The organism is Pseudoalteromonas haloplanktis ATCC 14393, from assembly GCF_000238355.1.
In the GTDB taxonomy this organism is placed as follows: Bacteria; Pseudomonadota; Gammaproteobacteria; order Enterobacterales; family Alteromonadaceae; genus Pseudoalteromonas; species Pseudoalteromonas haloplanktis.
In genome coordinates, this window is the sequence record NZ_AHCA01000004.1 from 218,393 (window position 1) to 239,889 (window position 21,497).

General features: G+C 41.4%; 15 protein-coding genes. 4 read left to right on the forward strand and 11 right to left on the reverse strand.

The window, feature by feature from the left end; translation table 11 throughout:
- Positions 1-6 precede the first annotated feature (6 nt).
- The 3 genes from PHAL_RS0109985 to PHAL_RS0109995 all read right to left on the reverse strand — a co-directional run bounded on the left by PHAL_RS0109985 (position 7) and on the right by PHAL_RS0109995 (position 3,310).
- A complete protein-coding gene (locus PHAL_RS0109985) occupies positions 7-369 on the reverse strand; it encodes a hypothetical protein (RefSeq protein ID WP_016708261.1) in 363 nt (120 codons plus the stop codon).
- A gap of 194 nt (positions 370-563) precedes the next feature.
- Positions 564-1,946: a PhoH family protein gene (locus PHAL_RS0109990; RefSeq protein ID WP_016708262.1), complete on the reverse strand. Its 1,383-nt coding sequence runs from the start codon at positions 1,944-1,946 to the stop codon at positions 564-566.
- Positions 1,946-3,310 carry a PhoH family protein gene (locus PHAL_RS0109995; protein ID WP_029216106.1) on the reverse strand — a complete coding sequence of 455 codons (1,365 nt, stop codon included), beginning with the start codon at positions 3,308-3,310 and terminating at the stop codon, positions 1,946-1,948. Before PHAL_RS0109995 ends, PHAL_RS0109990 begins: the two co-directional genes overlap by 1 nt.
- A 297-nt stretch (positions 3,311-3,607) precedes the next feature.
- Here PHAL_RS0109995 and rapA point away from each other — a divergent pair, with 297 nt between their 5' ends.
- On the forward strand, positions 3,608-6,502 hold the full coding sequence (gene rapA, locus PHAL_RS0110000; RefSeq protein ID WP_016708263.1) for an RNA polymerase-associated protein RapA: 2,895 nt from the start codon (positions 3,608-3,610) through the stop codon (positions 6,500-6,502).
- Between the two features lie 333 nt (positions 6,503-6,835).
- Here rapA and PHAL_RS0110005 read toward each other — a convergent pair whose 3' ends face one another.
- The 7 genes from PHAL_RS0110005 to ampD form a co-directional block, all read right to left on the reverse strand.
- Positions 6,836-7,525 (reverse strand): tRNA-uridine aminocarboxypropyltransferase, encoded by a 690-nt coding sequence (locus tag PHAL_RS0110005; protein WP_016708264.1) that lies wholly within the window; start codon positions 7,523-7,525, stop codon positions 6,836-6,838.
- Positions 7,526-7,806: 281 nt separating this feature from the next.
- Positions 7,807-9,234, reverse strand: coding sequence for a dihydrolipoyl dehydrogenase (lpdA, locus tag PHAL_RS0110010; protein WP_016708265.1), 1,428 nt, complete (start codon positions 9,232-9,234; stop codon positions 7,807-7,809).
- Between the two features lie 196 nt (positions 9,235-9,430).
- Complete coding sequence (gene aceF, locus PHAL_RS0110015) at positions 9,431-11,338, reverse strand: pyruvate dehydrogenase complex dihydrolipoyllysine-residue acetyltransferase (protein WP_016708266.1); 1,908 nt, start codon at positions 11,336-11,338, stop codon at positions 9,431-9,433.
- 11 nt (positions 11,339-11,349) lie between these two features.
- Entirely contained in the window at positions 11,350-14,016 is a 2,667-nt protein-coding gene (aceE, locus tag PHAL_RS0110020; protein WP_016708267.1) for a pyruvate dehydrogenase (acetyl-transferring), homodimeric type, read from the reverse strand.
- 116 nt (positions 14,017-14,132) lie between these two features.
- Positions 14,133-14,882, reverse strand: a complete 750-nt coding sequence (gene pdhR / locus PHAL_RS0110025; protein ID WP_016708268.1) for a pyruvate dehydrogenase complex transcriptional repressor PdhR — start codon at positions 14,880-14,882, stop codon at positions 14,133-14,135.
- Positions 14,883-16,455: 1,573 nt separating this feature from the next.
- Positions 16,456-17,307 (reverse strand): beta-lactamase regulator AmpE, encoded by an 852-nt coding sequence (gene ampE / locus PHAL_RS0110030; protein ID WP_016708269.1) that lies wholly within the window; start codon positions 17,305-17,307, stop codon positions 16,456-16,458.
- Positions 17,308-17,314: 7 nt separating this feature from the next.
- Positions 17,315-17,881 carry a 1,6-anhydro-N-acetylmuramyl-L-alanine amidase AmpD gene (gene ampD / locus PHAL_RS0110035; RefSeq protein ID WP_016708270.1) on the reverse strand — a complete coding sequence of 189 codons (567 nt, stop codon included), beginning with the start codon at positions 17,879-17,881 and terminating at the stop codon, positions 17,315-17,317.
- Between the two features lie 690 nt (positions 17,882-18,571).
- Here ampD and nadC point away from each other — a divergent pair.
- The 3 genes from nadC (at position 18,572) to PHAL_RS0110055 (ending at position 20,839) form a co-directional block, all read left to right on the forward strand.
- Entirely contained in the window at positions 18,572-19,417 is an 846-nt protein-coding gene (nadC, locus tag PHAL_RS0110045; protein WP_016708272.1) for a carboxylating nicotinate-nucleotide diphosphorylase, read from the forward strand.
- A gap of 545 nt (positions 19,418-19,962) precedes the next feature.
- Complete coding sequence (locus PHAL_RS0110050; protein WP_016708273.1) at positions 19,963-20,391, forward strand: pilin; 429 nt, start codon at positions 19,963-19,965, stop codon at positions 20,389-20,391.
- 16 nt (positions 20,392-20,407) lie between these two features.
- Complete coding sequence (locus PHAL_RS0110055; RefSeq protein ID WP_016708274.1) at positions 20,408-20,839, forward strand: pilin; 432 nt, start codon at positions 20,408-20,410, stop codon at positions 20,837-20,839.
- Here the strand turns inward: PHAL_RS0110055 and PHAL_RS0110060 are convergent.
- Positions 20,820-21,428, reverse strand: a complete 609-nt coding sequence (locus PHAL_RS0110060) for a hypothetical protein (RefSeq protein WP_016708275.1) — start codon at positions 21,426-21,428, stop codon at positions 20,820-20,822. The genes PHAL_RS0110055 and PHAL_RS0110060 overlap by 20 nt on opposite strands.
- Positions 21,429-21,497: the final 69 nt, after the last annotated feature.

Below are 21,497 nucleotides of genomic sequence, written 5' to 3' on the forward strand. Positions count from 1 at the left end.
ACAACTTTAGGTAGATATTTTGAGTTTGAACTCTGAAAAGCTAAGCCCAAACAAGGATACGACCATCTCTTCATTTATATTGGAGCCGGGAAATTTTTTTTCAAAATTTCCAATAATGCTATCTAGGTGGCTAGCTAATATTTTTACTAAAAATATTTCCGAGTTTGGTGAGAGTGCAGACAGTGCTATCAATGGGTTGTCAAAGGATTCAGCTTTTATTTTTACTAGTAAATCGCTGTAACTGTCACAGCCATATAGACAAATAGCTGCCCCTTCTTGGGCTTGTCCAAGGGGAATAGTTAATAATTTAGATAATCGTTTTGCCTGCCTTTTTATATTTACTAGCAGGTCTTCTTTTTTAAAAGACATCAATACACCAAAAAACGGCAACGCTAGGCCACGCACCTATGTCACTCAGTTTTTATGTGAATATTTAATCTTTTAGTTCAGAGTAAATCCATTTCGTCCTGTTTTCGTGGGAACGGGCTTCTCTGAAAAGCCACTGCAAAAAGCAGTGGCCATTGTCGCAATATTATAAGGAAATGTGAATGGTAGTTTGATGCCTACATATTCTTTTCAGTGAATTCAGCCAAGCTACTACGCTCTACTTCATCAAAAATCAGCACTGATCCTTTTTCATAATGACGAAACACATTAACAGCCGCACTTGCACCAGAAGAAGCAGGTGTTACAAACTTATCGTCAATCTGGGCTAGGTTGCCCAATACGATTGTCCGACAATTTTTGCCACCGCGACTAAGCATTCCTTTAATTTGAGCACGGGTCATATTTTGTGCTTCATCAATTATTAAAACAGCATCGTCTATTGAACGGCCACGAAAATAAGCCATACTGGTAAATTCTATATTAGCTCTTTCGATCACATGTTCAACTGTAGCGTGAATATTTCCTTCATGATTATCATCCGAGTGCATCGAAATTAATGCGTCAGTAATACCTGCCAGAAGAGGCATTGATTTTTCAGTTAAATCCCCCGGTAAGAATCCCGGATCGTCGTCCATAAAGTCTCTGGAGCGCACCACAACGATTTTTTTGTACTTTTTCAACTCCAATACTTGATGCAGCGCCGAAGCAACTGCCAAAAAAGTTTTTCCGGAGCCAGCAGGACCAAGGATGATATTTAAATCATAGTAAGTGTCTGTTAATTGGCTTAAAGCTACCGCCTGACGCTGGTTTTTAGGCAATATGCCCCATATCTTTTCTTGCTTACGCGGCAATAATTTTGTGTATACCTCAGTATCTGTTACTTCTGAAATCCGGCCAATGTGTCCGGCTTCATCGTACCAATACATGTTTGGCTGAACTTCATCGTTGAACAAGCTTATTGGGAATGTATAAACCTCTCCTGAGACTTTGAAATCTTTATCTGATTCAATTCGATCAAAAAGATCGCCTTCAAAAGCCTGTACTCCTGTGTATAAAAGATCAATATCTGATATTTGATTATCTACGGCAACGTCCTCAGCCCTAACCCCAACTGTTCGAGCTTTCAATCGCATATTAATATCACGGCTAACAATTGTTACGTCTTTATTGAGTTCTTTTTGAAGATATAAAGCATAATTAATTATTCTGTTATCAGCATCACTTCCTATCCCGTGCTTTAACTCCTTAGCCAGATCCAATTGAGTGTCAATTCCAATGAAAAGCTTTCCTCTCTGGGCTGTTTCGGTAGATGGTAAAGGAATACCTATTTCCATTTCCTCGGCTGTATGTCCATTTATAATGTCTTCAAGCATTCTAATGCACATACGGGCATCGGCACTTACCGATTTATTAGTTCTTTCTTTCAGGTTATCAAGCTCTTCAAGGACAGTTAGACAGATGTAAATATCATCTTTGTAGCTAAAAATAGATTTTGGATCATGTACTAATGCAGATGTGTCTAGTACACGAGGATTTCGATTATCAATAGAGCTTTTCATTACGCAGCCTCCCAAAAGATTGAATCGTTGCTAGGCTTTGTGTTGTACTTTTCTTGTAAATTACAAATTTTGAGTAAAGGTTTATTGTTGAGAGACTGCTCAGAGTAGCTAAGGTAATCAATTTTTTTGGAAATTCTTTTTACTTTTTCTACAGGCCAATAAAAACAAGGGGGTAAAAACTTTAAAATACCCCCAATTCGGGGTTGTAAAATTACCACTGCGTTTTGAATACTACGACCACGCATAAAGTTTACTGACTTAAACTGTACGTTGGCTTTTTCCATAATGTAATTACGACTCGAAACGGGGTTTTCATCCCCCTTGTGTAGCACTTCTAATGTATCGGTAATGGCCGCAAGCCAAGGCGCCATTTTCTCTTCTTCCGTGCCGGGTAAAAAGCCTATTGATTCAGCGATTTCAGGAGTATTACGAGTAACGATAACTTTATCGTAAATGCCTTTTTCAATCACCATTTCCAAAGCACAAGCAAGCGCAAGTAAGGTTTTTCCACAGCCTGCGGGGCCAGTTAAAATAACCAATTCAATACCCGTATCGAGTAACGCGTCCATCGCCATACCTTGGTAAATATTTTTTGGTTTTACTCCCCATGCTGATTGATGCATCAACCGCTCAATGCCGATGTCTTTGAGCATAATATGTTGATCATCGTAGGATTTGACCCTTGCCGCAAAATGGCCACTGTCATCCAATAAATATTCATTGCAAAAGACATCAGGGATCAAGCTTTTTGCTACTTTATGAAATGCATCGCGCCCGTGCTGCTGTGTTTCACATTCCCCCACATGTTGCCAAAAATCCCCGGTAATTTTTTTATAGCCGCTAGAGAGTAATGCAATGTCGTCAATCAATTGGTCGGTGCGGTAATCTTCAACAAATTTAAGTCCTGCACCTTTTGCTTTTAAGCGCATATTAATATCTTTGGTTACTAATACGACTTTACATTGAGCGTGTTGCTTTTGTAGGTGTACGGCACAGTTAATTATCCGATGGTCATTCTCATTGCCAGGTAAGCCAGAAATAGAATCCGCAAATAAATGATCATTAACAATAATTAGCGTGCCTGCTGAAGACGCTTTCGCTTTTTTATTACTAGGTAACGCGACGCCTTTAAGCATTTGCTCTGGGGTGGCGTCTTTAAGCACTTCATCCAAACCACGAATGGCCACACGGGCATCGCGGCTCACATCGTGTTTACGGTCTTTAATATGATCCAGTTCCTCTAAAACTGTCATAGGAATTACAACGTCGTGTTCTTGGAAAGATAAATAAGCGAGGGGCTCGTGGAGTAATACATTGGTATCTAGCACATACATTTTACTATCAAGGTTCGAAGCTTTTTCCATAGCACTTTCCTTACGTTTTATGATTTTTATGCTATACCCAACTAATTAAAATAAAACGGGTGCATGCTCCACCCTGAAAAACTTAATTGTTAAGGTATAATCTAAGTTTAGCTTAGATGTCATAAAAGTCTGTTTTATGACAAACCTTTTTTTGTTTTGAATTAATCCTTAATACTTCAACTTAAATAGGAATAATTCACAGTTGATAAATTAATTAAAAGTGAGCTAGTTCGCACCTTGCAGTGGTGTTAGCTAACAGGTAACATAGCCGCCTTTTTCTTCATAGACGAGACATATATGAATTTTTCCTTAGGTCAGCGTTGGATCAGTGATACAGAGTCAGATTTAGGATTAGGCACAGTCGTTGCCCTAGAAGGCCGTCAGGTCAGCATTTTATTTCCCGCCAGTGGCGAAAACCGTGTTTATTCAATGCTAGAAGCACCGGTAACCCGCGTGGCATTTAATCCTGGTGATGTGATCAAAAGCGTTGAAGAATGGGAACTTACAGTCGAGTCAATTGAAACAATAGGTGATCTGCTTTGTTATCACGGCACCCGTGTTGACAACGGCGAGCCTGCACAATTAAAAGAAACCTTTTTAGATCACTTTATTAAATTTAATAAGCCGCAAGACCGGTTATTTGCTGGCCAAGTCGACCGCTTTGATCGATACACATTGCGTTATCAAACCTGGCAACACCAGTTTGAACGCCAGCAATCGCCAATTAAAGGCTTAATTGGTCAGCGCGCAAGCCTTATTCCTCATCAGCTTTACATTGCCCAAGAAGTTGGCAAACGCTTTGCGCCACGCGTATTACTCTCTGATGAAGTCGGCTTAGGTAAAACCATTGAAGCAGGGATGATTTTACATCAACAAATTATCAGTGGTCGCGCCAGTCGCGTACTGATTGTAGTACCTGAAAACCTCCAGCATCAGTGGCTAGTGGAAATGCTACGCCGTTTTAATTTGCACTTTTCTATTTTTGATGAAGAACGTTGTGATGAAGCATTTGCTGACTCACCGAATGTTTTCGATACTGAGCAATTAGTACTTACCAGTCTTGAATTTTTAGCTAAGAAAAAACGCTGGTTTGAACAAGCGACCATGGCTGATTGGGATTTATTAATAGTTGATGAAGCGCATCACTTAAGTATTAATAATGGTAAGCCTAGCACTGAATACCTGCGCATGGCAGAACTTAGCCAAGATATTCCAGGCCTGATATTACTGACCGCAACACCTGATCAACTTGGTCACCGCAGCCACTTTGCACGCTTGCAATTACTCGACCCAGATCGTTTTTATGATTACGATGCCTTCGTTGCAGAAGAAAGTAACTATAAGCATGTTGCCGAAGCTGCCAATCAATTGCTGCAAGAGCAGGCCCTTGATGACAGTGCAAAAGCCACATTAATTGCGCTATTAAAAGAAACTGACATCACAACACTTCTTGAACAAGCACAAAATGGCGATACTGCGGCCCGTAAAGAAATTTTAGCCATGTTATTAGATCGTCATGGCACAGGTCGTATTTTATTTAGAAATAGCCGTAGCGGCATTGATGGCTACCCAAGCCGTAAACTGCACGCATATCCAATGGCCATGCCAAAACAATATAAAACCGCCATTTCGGTATTAGGCAATATGGGCGGCATTCAAAATGCTGAACTTAGCGCGCAACGTGCCCTTTTCCCAGAAAAGATTTTTCAAGAATTTGAAGGTGAAAGCGCCAGCTGGGGACAATTTGACCCTCGTGTAGATTGGTTAATCAACACGCTAAAAACCCTAAAACGCGAAAAAGTGCTGCTGATCTGTGCTAAAGCAGAAACAGCCATTAGTCTTGAGCAAATATTACGTGAGCGCGAAGCAATCAAAGCATCCGTGTTCCATGAAGGCATGACGATTATTGAACGTGACCGTGCAGCGGCGTTTTTTGCTGACGAGTACGACAATGCGCAAATACTGTTATGTTCTGAGATTGGCTCTGAGGGTCGTAACTTCCAGTTTGCCCATCATTTAGTGTTATTTGATTTACCACTAAACCCTGATTTACTTGAGCAACGTATTGGTCGTCTAGACCGTATTGGTCAAACTCAAGATATCAACATTCATGTGCCATACTTCGAAAATACTGCGCAAGAAGTATTACTGCGTTGGTATAACGAAGGCTTAGATGCCTTTGAAACCACCTCAAGCACTGGGCAATTATTATACAAAGAGTTCAAAGATGATCTGCTTGATTTTATTGCAGCGCATAACTGTGATGAAGACGAGCTAGAGCCATTACTCGAGCAGGTTGCCAGCCAAAACGCCGTGCTGCGTAAACAAATGGAAAGTGGTCGTGACCGCTTGCTAGAGCTACATTCTTCAGGGCAAGGCGCTGCAGATTCGCTGGTTGTCGATATTGAGAAACTAGACAATCAGTTTGAGCTTCCTAGTTATATGATCAATGTATTTGATACCTTTGGTGTTAGCCAAGAAGATAAAGGTGAAAATACCATTATCTTAAAACCGACTGAGCACATGTTAAATCCATCATTCCCAAGTTTAAAAGACGACGGAATGACAGTGACCTTCGACCGCGACACTGCATTAGCGCAAGAAGACGTGCATTTCATCAGTTGGGATCACCCTATGGTACAAGGTACCTTAGATATGATCTGCGATGATGACTTTGGAACCGCCTCAGTAGCACTGCTTAAAAATAAAAAATTACCCCCTGGTACTTTTTTTGTTGAGCTCATTTATGTTGCTACCGCTATGGCACCAAAAGCACTGCAAGTAGGTCGTTTTTTACCGCCAACGCCAATTCGTATTTTGTTAGATAAAGCCAGCAACAACCTAGCTGATAATGTCGGCTTTGATGGTTTTAATCAGCAACTTTCAGCGGTAGGTCGCCAAACTGCGAGCAAACTAGCTGGCGCATTACAAAGTGCGATTCACCCAATGCTTAAAACTGCACAAGAGATGGCACAAACTAAGTTAGAGGACATTCGCACAGCAGCTCTTGAGCAGATGCAGCAATCACTCAGTGAAGAGCAAGCTCGTTTAGCGGCACTTAAACAGATCAACCCTAATATTCGTGAAGAAGAACTGACCTTCTACGATAAGCAACGCACAGAGCTGGAAAACTATATCGGCAAAGCACAGTTACAATTAGATGCCATTCGTTTGATCGTGGTATCGCATTGATTTGGGAGCTGAGCTTTAAGTTATAAGCGGTAAGTTTTAAGTTCAAAAAAGCGCGATGTATTAAATACAACGCGCTTTTTTATTGCATTTGCACTGGGTAAACCCGCGCCTACGAGGTATTACAAATTCGTAGCAGCGATTTTATATCGCGACAGGAGCTGTTTCGTGGCTGAATCTTATCCCGTGCTTATATTTTATATTTGCGCGGGGTAAACCCGCGCCTACGAGATATTACAAATTCGTAGCAGCGATTTTATATCGCGACAGGAGCTGTGCCGTGGCTGAGTTTTATCCCGTGCTTATATTTTATATTTGCGCGGAGTAAACCCACACCTACGCAGGTCTGCCTTTGTTGCGTTTACCCAATAAATACGCATCGCGGAATTTCATAAAATGCTGCTCGAGTTTAGTTGCAGCATCAGCCTCACCAGCTAACGCTAACACCATAATTGCCACTTCCGCGGTGCCAAGTTGATGGGCATGCGGCGCTATACGCAGGCGATAATCAGACAGCTTCTCAGCGGTGATCGACAGCACAGGTAAATTATCAAGATACGGGCTTTTGCGGATCATTTTTTTCGCTTCACGCCATGTGCCATCTAAAAAGATAAACAATGGGCGTTTATTTGGCAGATGCTCTACATCTGTAATAACACGCGTGGCATCTTCAACATCCGTGGCAGGAAAAATCACCATAGGCTGATACTGCGGATCGTTCAATAACGCTAACAGCTTTGCATCAGGCTCGGTTCTGTCCCAGCGAAAAGCGTAATTGTCAGGGACTATTTCAGCAATCAAACGACCGGTATTAGAAGGTTTAAAGCTTTCATTATGATACATCAGCATGCAAACAGCGGCATTGCACTGCGCCTGCTCTACGCCGTCACAAATGCAATAATGCTTTGCAATTAAGCATTGCTCACAACGATCCATTTTGCCGCCACGGGCATTAAACTCACGGCGAGATTCACTTATTTGCTGGGCACGCAAGACAAGTACTGAATTAGAAGAGCGGTTAGTCACAAACTTTAATACCTAAAAATTGATCGGCGCGTATTGTAGCCAAAAACAGCGGGAATAGATATCAGCTATCAGCTATCAGCTATCAACTATCAGCTATCAGCTATCAGCTATCAGCTATCAGCTATCAGCTACAAAATTTTGCTCATATTAACTTAGGTGTCAATGTCAAGACGAATTTGTCTTACAACTGACGGCTGACGGCTGACGGCTGACGGCTGACGGCTATAAAAACAAAAAACCCAAGCCGAGGCTTGGGTTTTTAAACAATTAACTAAAAGAACTTACTTCTTCTTTTTAACTGCTTTTTTATTTGGTAAATCAGTGATTGAACCTTCAAAGATTTCAGCAGCAAGGCCGATTGACTCGTTCAATGTTGGGTGAGCGTGAATAGTCAGCGCTAAGTCTTCGCCATCTGCGCCCATTTCAACTGCTAGGCCGATTTCGCCAAGCATTTCGCCTGCGTTGATACCAACCATAGCGCCACCGATAATACGGCCACTGTCTTTATCAAAGATAAGTTTAGTTTGACCTTCTGTACGAGCAGATGCAATTGCACGACCTGAAGCAGCCCACGGGAATACCGCAGTTTCGATGCTTAAGCCTTGCTCTTTTGCTTCTTTCTCAGTTACACCAACCCAAGCGATTTCTGGATCAGTATACGCGATTGAAGGAATACATTTAGGGTCAAAGAAATGTTTTTGACCTGAGATAACTTCAGCAGCAACGTGTGCTTCATGAACCGCTTTGTGCGCAAGCATAGGTTGACCAACAATGTCACCAATCGCGAAGATGTGATCAACATTTGTTTTAAGCTGTTTATCAACATTGATAAAGCCACGCTCATCAACGTTAACACCTGCTTTGTCTGCATCAAGTAGTTTGCCGTTTGGTGTACGACCAACAGCAACAAGTACTTTGTCATAACGTACTGGCTCTGCCGGTGCATTCTTACCTTCAAACGTTACATATAAACCGTCGTCTTTTGCTTCAACACCAGTTACTTTAGTAGAAAGCATTACGTTGAACTTTTTGCTCACGTATTTTTGATAAATCTTGATCACGTCTTTATCAGCAGCTGGTACTAGTTGATCAGCAAATTCTACTACGTCGATGTCAGAACCAAGCGCACGGTACACAGTACCCATCTCAAGACCGATGATACCACCACCTAATACAAGTAGTTTTTCTGGTACATCTTTAAGTTCAAGCGCGCCAGTTGAATCGATTACACGGTCATCTTCAGGGATGAAAGGTAAGTTAACTGGTTGCGAACCTGCTGCGATAATAGCATTATCAAAGGTAATTGTCGTTTTGCCGTCTGCGCCTTCAACATCAAGGGTGTTGCTGCCAGTGAATTTACCGTAACCGTAAACCACTTTAACTTTACGCATTTTAGCCATGCCGTCTAGGCCACCAGTTAATTGACCAATTACAGACTCTTTCCAAGAACGGATTTTGTCTAAATCAATTTGTGGTGCGCCAAAAGTAACACCATGAGATGACATTTCAGCAGCGTCATCAATTACTTTAGCTACGTGTAAAAGTGCTTTTGAAGGGATACAACCCACATTAAGACATACACCGCCTAATGTGTCGCGAGATTCTACTAATGTAACTTCTAAGCCCAAGTCAGCAGCACGGAAAGCCGCAGAATAACCACCAGGACCACCGCCTAGTACAACAACTTGAGTTTTTAATTCGTTGCTCATGCTATTACCTTAATTGTTTGAACGGGACACTGCCCTAAAGTTTAACTGCCATGTTTCTGCATGGGCAGAAAGGGAGAGCAGATCAAAAATTTATGCAAGATAGATAAATATTGTATCATTGCAAATGGTAAAAATCCCAGCAAAAAACAACTGGCTGGGATTTGATTCTATTTATTTCGCTACATGCACCAATTGCTTACATTACTAGTTGGCGAATATCGCTCATGTAACTTGCTAAAGTCACAGTAAAGCGTGCCGCAAGTGCACCGTCAATCACCCTATGGTCGTATGACATTGAAAGTGGAACCATTAATTTTGGCTCAAACTCTTTGCCGTTCCATTTCGGTTTCATTTCAGATTTAGATACACCTAAAATTGCCACCTCTGGTGCGTTAACGATTGGTGTAAATGCTGTACCACCGATACCGCCTAAGCTTGAAATAGTAAAACAGCCGCCTTGCATGTCAGATGCAGTTAACTTGCCATCACGTGCTTTTACAGACACTTCCATCAATTCACGTGATAATTCAATGATGCCTTTCTTATCAACATCTTTAAATACAGGTACCACGAGTCCATTTGGTGTATCAACGGCAACCCCGATATTGATGTACTTTTTAAGAATTAAGCTTTCACCGTCTTCAGACAATGACGAGTTAAATGTAGGGAACTCAGCAAGCGCTTTGGCCGCTGCTTTCATTACAAATACCAACGGGGTGATTTTAACGCCAAGCTTTTTCTTCTCGCTAAGGGCATTTTGCTCTTTACGGAACTCTTCAAGGGTGGTGATATCAGCTTCATCAAACTGTGTAACGTGAGGGATTTGCACCCAGTTACGATGTAAGTTTTTACCCGATAGCTTTTGAATGCGAGACAGTTTCTTCTCTTCGATTTCACCAAACTTAGCAAAATCAACTTTTGGCCATGGAATTAAACCAAGCTCACCGCCGCCCGCATTACCATTACCCGCAGATAACTGACCAGACTCAACTTGCTTAACTAGGTTCTTCACATAGTTTTGCACGTCTTCTTTAACAACACGGTTTTTACGACCAGAGCCTTTTACGTTCGCAAGGTTGATACCAAACTCACGAGCTAAACGGCGAACAACTGGCGATGCATGCGCATACGCGCTGTTATCTGCAAAGCTCTCGTTGCTTGCTTTTGCAGGTGCTGCTTGTGGTGCTGGCGCTGACTCTGTTTTAGCCGCAGGTGCTGATGCCGGCGCTGACTTTTCTGCAGGAGCTGCTGGTGCACTACCTTCAACTTCAAATACAAAGATAAGTGAACCGGTCGATACTTTATCGCCCGCAGCTACTTTAATCTCTTTAACAGTTCCTGCAAACGGCGCAGGTACTTCCATGGCCGCTTTATCACCTTCAACGTTTAGGATTGATTGATCTTCAGTAACCTTATCGCCTACTGCAACCATCACCTCAGTGACTTCCACTTCGTCACCGCCAATATCAGGCACGTTGACTTCTTTGCTGCTTGGCGCTGCGCTTTGTGCAGGTGCTGACTCTTGCGCTGGCGCTGCTTCGGCTTGCGCAGGGGCAGACTCACCACCGGCAACTTCAAAAACAAACACTAACGAGCCTGTTTTTACTTTATCGCCAGTGGCAACTTTAATTTCTTTAACGGTACCGGCAAACGGTGCTGGTACTTCCATCGCCGCTTTGTCGCCTTCAACGTTTAAGATAGATTGCTCTTCTGAAACCTCGTCGCCAACTGCAACCATGACTTCGGTTACTTCAACTTCATCATCGCCGATATCTGGTACGGTAACTTCTTTCGTGGTTGAGCCAGAAGAAGCAGCTGGTGCTGCATCTTCAGATTTAGCCGGCGCTTCTGGCGCTTTTTCTTCGCCAGCACTTTCGCCTTCAAAGATCATAATTAAAGAGCCAGTGGTAACCGTATCACCTTCGCTAACTTTAATTTCTTTTACTGTACCGGCTTGTGCAGCTGGTACTTCCATTGATGCTTTGTCGCCTTCAACGGTTAGTAGCGATTGGTCAACTTCAACTTTGTCACCAACGCTTACTAAGATTTCGGTTACTTCAACTTCATCGCCACCGATATCTGGTACATTAATTTCAATACTCATTGCAAAACCTCTTATGCGTACAGTGGGTTAACTTTGGTCGTGTCGATGTTGAACTTCTTAAGTGCCTCAACAACCACTGACTTCTCAACCTCACCACGTTTAGCAAGTTCAGATAATGTAGCAACCACAACATAACCTGCATTAACTTCAAAGTGACGGCGTAAGTTTTCACGGCTATCAGAGCGGCCATAACCGTCTGTGCCTAACACTTTATAGTTGCTAGTTGGAATGAATGAACGCGCTTGCTCAGCGTAGTTTTTCATGTAATCCGTTGCGGCAACAGTTACTGAGTCGTTTAATACACTGGTGATGTAAGCTGTTTTTTGCTCGCCTTCAGGGTTAAGCATGTTGAAACGCTCAACATCTTGACCATCACGGGTAAGCTCATTAAATGACGTTACTGAGTAAACATCTGACGCAATACCGTAATCTTCACTTAAGATAGCCGCTGCTTTACGTACTTCAGTCATGATAGTACCTGAGCTTAATAGTTGTACGTTGGCTTTTTTGCCTGCGTAGCTTTCAAGCTTATAGATACCTTTACGAATACCTTCTTCAGCACCTTCTGGCATTGCAGGTTGTGCATAGTTTTCGTTCATCAGTGTTAGGTAGTAGTAAATGTTTTCTTGGTTTTCACCGTACATACGACGAATACCATCTTGCATGATTACCGCTACTTCATACGCATAAGTTGGATCATAAGAGATACAGTTAGGTACAGTGTTAGCAAGAATATGGCTGTGGCCATCTTCGTGTTGTAGGCCTTCACCATTTAGCGTTGTACGACCTGCCGTAGCACCTAGTAGGAAGCCACGAGCTTGTTGGTCACCGGCCATCCATGCCATGTCGCCAACACGTTGGAAACCAAACATTGAATAGTAGATGTAGAATGGGATCATTGGTAAATCGTTCGTGCTGTATGATGTTGCCGCAGCAACCCATGAAGACATAGCACCTAACTCATTGATACCTTCTTGCAATACTTGCCCTGATGTCGCTTCTTTATAGTAAGAAACAATGTCACGGTCTTGTGGTGTGTAGTTTTGGCCATGCGGGTTATAAATCCCGATTTGACGGAATAAACCTTCCATACCAAAGGTACGCGCTTCATCAGCAATAATTGGTACGATGTTTTTACCAATGCCTTTATCTTTTAATAAGATATTAAGTGCACGAACAAAGCCCATAGTGGTAGAGATATCACGCTTTTGCTCTTCCAATAATGGTTTAAATGCTTCAACTTCAGGTAATACTAACTTTTCAGTAAAGTTAGGGATACGTGTAGGTGTATAACCTTTTAATGCATCGCGACGTGCATGTAAGTATTTATACTCAGGTGAGCCTTCTTCAAGCTCTAGATAAGGAAGCTCTTTTAGCTGCTCTTCAGATACTAAATCATCTAAACCTAAACGTGAACGTAAATGAGCAACATGTGACATGTCCATTTTCTTCACTTGGTGCGCGATGTTTTTACCTTCAGCCGCTTCACCCATGCCGTAACCTTTTACTGTTTTAGCTAAGATCACAGTTGGACGGTCTTTCGTTTCTTCAGCCTTTTTAAATGCAGCGTATAGTTTTGATGGCTCATGACCACCACGCTTAAGGGCAAAGATTTCGTCATCTGTCATATCAGCAACCAGTGCGGCTGTTTCAGGGTAACGACCAAAGAAGTGCTCACGTACGTATGCGCCATCTTTCGCTTTATAAGTTTGGTAATCACCATCGATGGTTTCGTTCATCAATTGTAGTAGCTTACCCGTGGTATCTTTAGCAAGTAAGATATCCCAACCGCTACCCCAAACTACTTTAATTACGTTCCAGCCTGCACCTTTAAATAGACCTTCAAGTTCTTGAATGATCTTACCGTTACCCATTACTGGGCCATCTAGGCGTTGTAAGTTACAGTTGATTAGGTAACAAAGGTTGTCTAGCTTTTCACGAGCAGCAAATGAGATAGCGCCACGTGATTCTGGCTCATCCATTTCACCATCACCTAAAAACGCATAGACGCGTTGATTTTTGGTGTCTTTTAAGCCACGACCATCTAAGTATTTTAAGAAACGCGCTTGGTAAATAGACGCGATAGGACCAAGGCCCATAGATACTGTAGGGAACTGCCAGAATTCAGGCATTAACTTAGGGTGTGGGTATGATGGTAAACCATTGCCATCAACTTCTTGGCGGAAATTATCTAACTGGGCAGCAGATAAACGGCCTTCAACAAATGCACGCGCATAAATACCAGGCGAAATATGACCTTGGTAATAAACTAAGTCACCGCCGTCTACCTCGTTTGGCGCTTTAAAGAAGTGATTAAAGCACACTTCATAAAATGCCGCAGATGACTGGTAAGACGCCATATGGCCGCCTAAGTCGAGATCTTTTTTCGAAGCACGCAATACAATCATAATTGCGTTCCAACGAATAATAGAACGAATACGGCGTTCAAGGTTTACATCACCTGGGTAAGCAGGCTCTTGATCGACCGGGATCGTATTAACGTAGTTTGTGTTGATACCAGTTGGCATATCAACACCGTCTAAACGGGCTTGCTCTAATACTTGCTCAAGTAAAAACTGAGCACGTTCAACACCTTCTTCACGCACAACTGATTCAAGAGCTTGTAACCACTCTTGTGTTTCTAGCGCGTCTACGTCAATTTTATTGACTTCAGACATATGGAGGTTTCCTTATGTTTAAAATACGAATGTTCTTAATTAGCACTGTGGTAATAGTGTTGCCATATAAACAGTACTTGCTTAAATTATTTATCTTTTACTTAGTTTTTAATTACTTAATTTTGCTTTGTGCGTCTTAAACTACGTTCAATTCGCGAATGCTCTTTGCCGGCTTCCAATAATGCTTCTTCAATGAAAGCTAAGTGAGCATTACTGGCAAGTCGCGCTTGCTCCGGATTCCCTTCAATCACTGCATCCATTAATAAACGGCGGTGCTCAGCTAAGCGCTTACTAATATGTGGCTTCTCTAACAACACCGTTAAATTTTGTAATACATTTTGTTCAAGTAATGCCTGCATACCACGTACTAAGTGCAGTAACACCACATTATGTGATGCCTCTGCAACACTAAAGTGAAAGGCATTAATTGCTTTTGCTTTTTGTTGCAAATTATCATTCGCTAAAGCAATGCACTCAAAACTTTCTTTTACTTTATTAAAATCAGTACTCGTACCACGCAGCGCGGCATAATAAGCAGCAATACCTTCTAATGCATGACGAAATTCTAATAAATCAAACTGTGATTCAGGGTGCTTACTGATCAAATCAAAAAGCGGATCTGTTAACCCTTCTTCAAGTTGATTTTTTACATACGTCCCGCCACCTTGCCGACGCGTTACTAAGCCTTTTGCCTCTAACTTTTGAATCGCTTCACGCAATGAAGGTCGAGACACTTCAAATTGTTTTGCTAATTCCCGTTCTGGCGGCAGTTTCTCACCCGGTGCTAATGAGCCCTCAAGAATCATATTCTCAAGTTGCTGTAAAATAACATCCGATAGTTTTGCAGCTTTAATCTTTAAAGACATTAATCAACGTCCGCATTGTAGTGGGAATAAAACCTGATAAACTCAAGTTTGTGCCCATAGTCAAGACCAAAAGGTAAATTGGTCATACCAAATTTGAGCCATACGTTATCAAAAAGCAACTTTGCTGTCAATTTACCTAGATTATCTGTCGTAAATCCAGCCTAACGCATTTAGCACAAAGATTAAACAGTATGAGATACAGTCAGTGTTTGGAAAGGGTTTTAACAGAAAAAACAAATGGTCTGACCAGACAGTGGAGAGATGAGATTTTAGATTTTAGATTTTAACCATAACTTCCCTAACGCCCAGTAACTTCCTCAAACCTATTCTTATAATTACGTCTCTAAAGCGCAGCGACTCTTAACCTCTTTGTGAATAAATTTTAATTGCGCGGGGTAAACCCGCGCCTACGCATTAGTAGCAGCGAGTTTACCTCGCGACAATGAAGTTATTTTCGCGCTGGCAAGCCACTCGCCTACAAGTAATACCCACCGCGCTCCTGTAGGTCGTCATTTATGGCGACAAGAATATTTCACCACCGAGGACTAGAAGCGCTGCGCGCTACACCGAGAAGACAAAAATAAAATTAATCACTTAAAACCATTGTGCACAAAGGAAAAAACGCCACGGGCTTCGAGCTGCGGGCTTTAAGTTCACCTAGCAGCTAGTCACTTCCCTAGAACCTAGTTCCTATTTTCTATTTTCTATTTTCTATTTTCTATTTTCTATTTTCTATTTTCTATTTTCTTCTAAAGCGCAGCGCCTCATAGCCTCTTTGTGAATAAATTTTAATTGCGCGGGGTAAACCCGCGCCTACGTATTAGTAGCAGCGAGTTTACCTCGCGACAATGAAGTTATTTTCGCGCTGGCAAGCCACTCGCCTACAAGTAATACCCACCGCGCTCCTGTAGGTCGTCATTTATGGCGACAAGAATATTTCACCACCGAGGACTAGAAGCGCTGCGCGCTACACCGAGAAGACAAAAATAAAATTAATCACTTAAAACCATTGTGCACAAAGGAAAAAACGCCACGGGCTTCGAGCTGCGGGCTTTAAGTTCACCTAGCAGCTAGTCACTTCCCTAGAACCTATTTTCCTCTAAAGCGCAGCGACTCTTAACCTCTTTGTGAATAAATTTTAATTGCGCGGGGTAAACCCGCGCCTACGTGGTAGCAGCGAGTTTACCTCGCGACAATGGAATGGCATTCGCGGTGGCAAGTCACTCGCCTACAAGTAATACCCACCGCGCTCCTGTAGGTCGTCATTTATGGCGACAAGAATATTTCACCACCGAGGACTGGAGGCGCTGCGCGCTACACCGAGAAGACAAAAGTAAAATTAATCACTTAAAACCATTGTGCACAAAGGAAAAAACGCCACGGGCTTCGAGCTGCGGGCTTTAAGTTCACCTAGCAGCTAGTCACTTCCCTAGAACCTATTTTCCTCTAAAGCGCAGCGACTCTTAACCTCTTTGTGAATAAATTTTAATTGCGCGGGGTAAACCCGCGCCTACGTGGTAGCAGCGAGTTTACCTCGCGACAATCACTTCCCTAAAACCTAGCACCTGTTTCTTTACGCTAACCCGCCAAATAGGGTGAGCAAAGCAATGAGCACCAGATAAAATAAAACATTGCGTTTTACTAGCTTCATCATACAGGTTGCCTCATACGTGCAGCCAAAATGTTGTTGCTCAATTTGCTCTGCTGCAAGTGCGGTATTGGTTACCACTTTACGATTACTCACCGTAAAATCGAGTACATATTGCAACCAACACCCCGTGCCTTTATTAAAGTTACCTATTATCAAGTAACCAAAACTCGCAATTCGCGCTGGTAACCAATCAAGCCAAAATAATAAAGTATGAATTAATTTAAAACGGTTAGCGTACGCAACTTTATGATCATCGCGGACTAAATCTGCGTAAGTACGCACTAGCGCGTACAGCACCGCACCAGGTGCACCTAAAATAACAAACCAAAATATAACAGCACAATAAAAACGAAAATTAACCCACGCTAACGTTTGGCCAAATGTTTCACCACCTTTTTCGTCTTCGGTTTTCTTTTGTCCCATTTGCAATGCGTACAAGCTTGCTGCCTGTTGATCATCACGGGTTAATGCATTCAAATACGACTTATATAAAGCACGCTGTTTTGCACAACCAAAACACACTAGCAGTACTACAATATTTATAGCTAACTGCCACAGTACAAAATCAGACAAAGTGAAAATAACGGCAATAATCAATACTGGCAAAAACAACCAAATCATAAACCCAACTGGCGAATTAAATAAACCTTGCTCGCTAAGCTGTTTATTTGAACGTGTTAAATAACCTTGAGCGTAATAGCTTATTTGCCAATAGTCTGAGCGGGCACCTAAACGCTCTAAAATAAGAGCAATAATGATAGAAATTAAGATCATACTTTTTTCATTCCAAATTGGCGCTGGTTAAAGGTAGAGCAGCAAAATAATAGTTCCAATCAAAACTGTCCCCTGGGTCAGTTTTTCGCCCTGGTGCAATATGACAATGCCCTACAATACGCGAGCGCGTGATCGCGGGATATTTATTTATCAAAGCCTTAGTTAAGGATTGTAATGCATTATATTGATTTTGGGTATACGCCGTTGTGTCTGTGCCTTCAAGCTCAATACCAATACTAAAGTCATTACACTGGCTACGCTCTAAGAACTCAGAGCGCCCTGCATGCCAAGCTCGTTTACTAAATGGCACATATTGAACAATTTCACCCGTGCGCTTAATAAAGCAATGCGCGGATACTCGCAGCCCTTGCAAATCAGTAAAACTTGGGTGCGCTTGGCAATCTATGCAACCCATAAATAAATCATCAACAAACGGTGTGGCAAACTGCCCTGCAGGCAAAGAAATATTATGAATGACTAATAAAGAGATGTCTTCATCATTCGGGCGTTCATCAAAATGTGTACATGGCCGTTGAACCGCGGTATCAACGATTCCAAAAGAATTTATTTTCATAATGAGTCTGTAAACAAATGCATAATCAGATGCTAATAGATTTCCAAGCAGAATAACAGTAAAGCAATTAATGCACTTTTATTGTTCTGCACCGATAGCAGCGAGTTTATCTCGCGACTGTTCCTACATTTACATAGACAAACCAATTTCACCACCGAGAAGAGAAAGCCACGGGCTACGGGTAACGAGCTGCGGGCTTTAAGTTCACCTAGCAGCTAGTCACTTCCCTAAAACCTATTTTCCTCTAAAGCGCAGCGCCTCTTATCCTCTTTTGTGAATAAATTTTAATTGCGCGGGGTAAACCCGCGCCTACGCATTGGTAGCAGCGAGTTTACCTCGCGACAATGAAGTTATTTTCGCGGTGGCAAGCCACTCGCCTACAAGTAAAATCTGCTGTGTTTCTGTAGGTCGTCATTTATGGCGACTAACCAATTTCACCACCGAGATCAGGAGGCGCTTCGCGCTACACAGAGAAGACAAAAGATGAATCAATCACAGCAGTTGCACAATAAGAAGAACAAACACCACCGGCTTAGTGCTGGGGCTTCGAAAACACCCCAACACCTAATCACTGCCTAAAGCCAAGAACCTCTCGCCCTAGAACCTAATCAAACTTATACCTCCAGCCTTCTCTTTCACTTTCAAACCATGTAAAATTTTGCCAATTTCCTAATTATAATGAGCTTTATAATGTCTATCCCGCACAGCCTTTTAAGCCAACTGGTAAAACTTGCCCTTGATGAAGACCTTAATTACCAAAGCGCTGAACAAGGCGACATCACAGCACAATTAATTCCAGCAGACCAACAAGCCAAGGCTAAAGTGATCACCCGTGAAGACTGCATATTTTGTGGTAAAGACATTATTTTAGAAGTGTTCAAACAAGTTAACCCGAGCGTTACTGTTAACGTACTGGTTAATGATGGTGATGCAGTAAAAGCTAACGATACCCTATTTACAGCAATAGGTTCAGCACGCGCGATTTTAACTGCCGAGCGTACTGCGCTTAATTTTGTGCAAACCTTATCAGGCACAGCCACCACCACCGCACATTATGTAAAAGAACTCAGTGGCACCACAACGCAATTACTCGACACCCGTAAAACGATTCCAGGTTTACGCGCATTGCAAAAATACGCGGTAAAATGTGGTGGCGGCGCAAACCACCGGATTGGTTTATTTGATGCATTTTTAATAAAAGAAAACCACATCGCAGCGTGTGGCGGTATTGATAAAGCGGTAGCACAAGCAAAACTTAACCACCCAAATAAAGCGGTAGAAGTCGAAGTTGAATCACTTAATGAGCTAGATCAAGCCATTACCGCAGGTGCTGATATTATAATGCTTGATAACTTTAGCGTTGAACAAATTCAGCAAGCCGTTGTGCTTACGAACAAACGCGCTAAGCTTGAAGTGTCTGGCAATATGACGATAGAAACGCTTAAAGCGTATTCACAAGCTGGGGTTGACTTTATTTCCAGCGGGGCACTTACAAAAAATTTACAATCAATCGATTTATCTATGCGTTTTGAGTAATTATTCTCACACCTTAGAATTTTATATTTACCTAATCCGTTGACAATTTAAACAAAAAAGCATTAAATACGCCGAAAGGCTTATTGTGTAACAAATTGTTAAATTTAGTACCTAATGGACTAATAAACAGTGTTAACATAAGCCTCTAGGATGAATTAAACACCTCTTTAACCAATCCTAAAGAACTATTTTTTAGTGTTACTTTACTAAGTATCGCTTTTTTAGCTAGCGCCTTTAGTAAAATTAACAGCAACAAACATAACTATCGAGTGCAGAAAACGCTTTAATTTCGATAAAATGCAGCTAAAGCCCCTTTCAATAAGTAGTTTTAGTGCTAAAGTAGTTCTAACAGAGTAATTTTAATTGATACTAAAACCTAGCTGCTGTTTTAGTTAGGCGCTAATCTAAGTATTAGCTTAGGTATTAGTAATTTAATGATTTTAAAAAAACCGTAAGATAAAGTGATTACAGTAGCAATCGTGACAACCCACATTACTAACATAATTTCTTTAACTTACAAAAACACTATCCTTTAGGAGAGGAACATGGAAAAAATGACACAACAAAGTCAAAAGGGTTTTACCCTAATTGAATTAATGATTGTTATTGCAATCATCGGTATTTTGGCAGCGATTGCATTACCGCAATACCAAACTTACACTAAAAAAGCACGTTTTTCTGAGGTTGTACTTGCTGCATCTTCAGCCAAAGGTTTAGTAGACGTTTGTTTCCAAACACGTGGTGCAGGTGTTTTAGCAAATTGTGATTCAGCAGCAGAAATTGGTTTAACCGCTGGTGCGGCTGATGGTGCTCATGTTAAAGATGTTAAGATTGAAGAGAAAGCTATAATCACTGCAACAGGACAAAGTACCGTTGATGATGCGACTTATATTTTGACTCCTACAGTATCAACTAACGGTGGTACATTAACCTGGGGCCAAACAGGCGATTGTGTAGAAAAAGGCGTTTGCTAATTCTTACAAAATAAAAATGAAAAAACCATTTGGTTTCTCATTAATAGAGCTAATGATTACCATCGCCATTATGGGGATTTTGGTGTCATTAGCTCTTCCTGCCTATAACAACCACTATAAGCGTGCAAAATTCACCGAAGTAGTACTTGCAACTAATGCGTTGCAGCGCGCTGTTGAAGTGTGTTTTTATACTAAAGAAACACTTAATAATTGTGATTCATTCAGCAAAATCGGAGCTAGTAAATCGGATTATCTCGCCCCAAAGCTTATTGCTAATATTGATATTTCGAACACAGCAGGTAGTTATAAAATAACCTCAACTGCAAGCAGTGAAGCTTCATTATCAAATGCTGGTGATACTTACATTATGGTTGCGAGTATAAATGCAAATCAACTCCAATGGGATTTATCTTCCGCAAGTACTTGCATTAGCGAAGGGACTTGTTAAACGTAATTACACCACTTATTTTAGTTACATTAACAATGCCATTCTTTGTAATTACTCCGCAAATAGTTTTGCACTCAGTTTCAAAATCTGTTGGTTCAAAAAACTCATTCATTTCTATTGGTGGGATAGATTGATTAATCAACTTGTCATACAGCAGGCGGTCCTTAGTGCCGACATCAGGTTCGTTAAACAAATAAAAACCCTCGGATATATACCCTTCTCTCGCATCGCTTTTTGATATTGCAAAATAAGATGTTTGCCATTTAATAATATAAGCCAAACGTTGACTATTAATTTGCACAACCCCATAACTTAAAGAACTTAATTGCAAAAAAACAATTAGTGATAAATTAATGATATTTTCTTTTCTTGTTTTTACTGGCGATAACAGCCAAAAACACAGCATTGGCCCGAGAATTAAATCAATTGATAAAATAATTCCTGCAAGTCCAATTAAGTCAGTTAAATAGTGCCTGCCTGCATAAAACCATTGAGTATAAATATAAAAGCCAACAGCCGATAAAAAAACTAGCCCGAGTAAAAAATGTAAACCAGACCATTTTAATTTTTTAAGATAAATAGCATTCATTTTCACTATCCCAACATCCCCAAAAAAGAAGCAAATTGAATTTTACTTATTTAATCAGCTTAAGTTCAT

Coding starts and splice junctions, on each gene's coding strand:
- PHAL_RS0109995 (WP_029216106.1), bottom strand. CDS start 3,310: ATGGAAAAAGCTTCGAACCTTGATAGTAAAATGTATGTGCTAGATACC.
- PHAL_RS0110060 (WP_016708275.1), bottom strand. CDS start 21,428: ATGAATGCTATTTATCTTAAAAAATTAAAATGGTCTGGTTTACATTTT.
- PHAL_RS0110050 (WP_016708273.1), top strand. CDS start 19,963: ATGGAAAAAATGACACAACAAAGTCAAAAGGGTTTTACCCTAATTGAA.
- PHAL_RS0109985 (WP_016708261.1), bottom strand. CDS start 369: ATGTCTTTTAAAAAAGAAGACCTGCTAGTAAATATAAAAAGGCAGGCA.
- PHAL_RS0110055 (WP_016708274.1), top strand. CDS start 20,408: ATGAAAAAACCATTTGGTTTCTCATTAATAGAGCTAATGATTACCATC.
- aceF (WP_016708266.1), bottom strand. CDS start 11,338: ATGAGTATTGAAATTAATGTACCAGATATCGGTGGCGATGAAGTTGAA.
- ampD (WP_016708270.1), bottom strand. CDS start 17,881: ATGAAAATAAATTCTTTTGGAATCGTTGATACCGCGGTTCAACGGCCA.
- ampE (WP_016708269.1), bottom strand. CDS start 17,307: ATGATCTTAATTTCTATCATTATTGCTCTTATTTTAGAGCGTTTAGGT.
- PHAL_RS0109990 (WP_016708262.1), bottom strand. CDS start 1,946: ATGAAAAGCTCTATTGATAATCGAAATCCTCGTGTACTAGACACATCT.
- nadC (WP_016708272.1), top strand. CDS start 18,572: ATGTCTATCCCGCACAGCCTTTTAAGCCAACTGGTAAAACTTGCCCTT.
- rapA (WP_016708263.1), top strand. CDS start 3,608: ATGAATTTTTCCTTAGGTCAGCGTTGGATCAGTGATACAGAGTCAGAT.
- lpdA (WP_016708265.1), bottom strand. CDS start 9,234: ATGAGCAACGAATTAAAAACTCAAGTTGTTGTACTAGGCGGTGGTCCT.
- pdhR (WP_016708268.1), bottom strand. CDS start 14,882: ATGTCTTTAAAGATTAAAGCTGCAAAACTATCGGATGTTATTTTACAG.
- aceE (WP_016708267.1), bottom strand. CDS start 14,016: ATGTCTGAAGTCAATAAAATTGACGTAGACGCGCTAGAAACACAAGAG.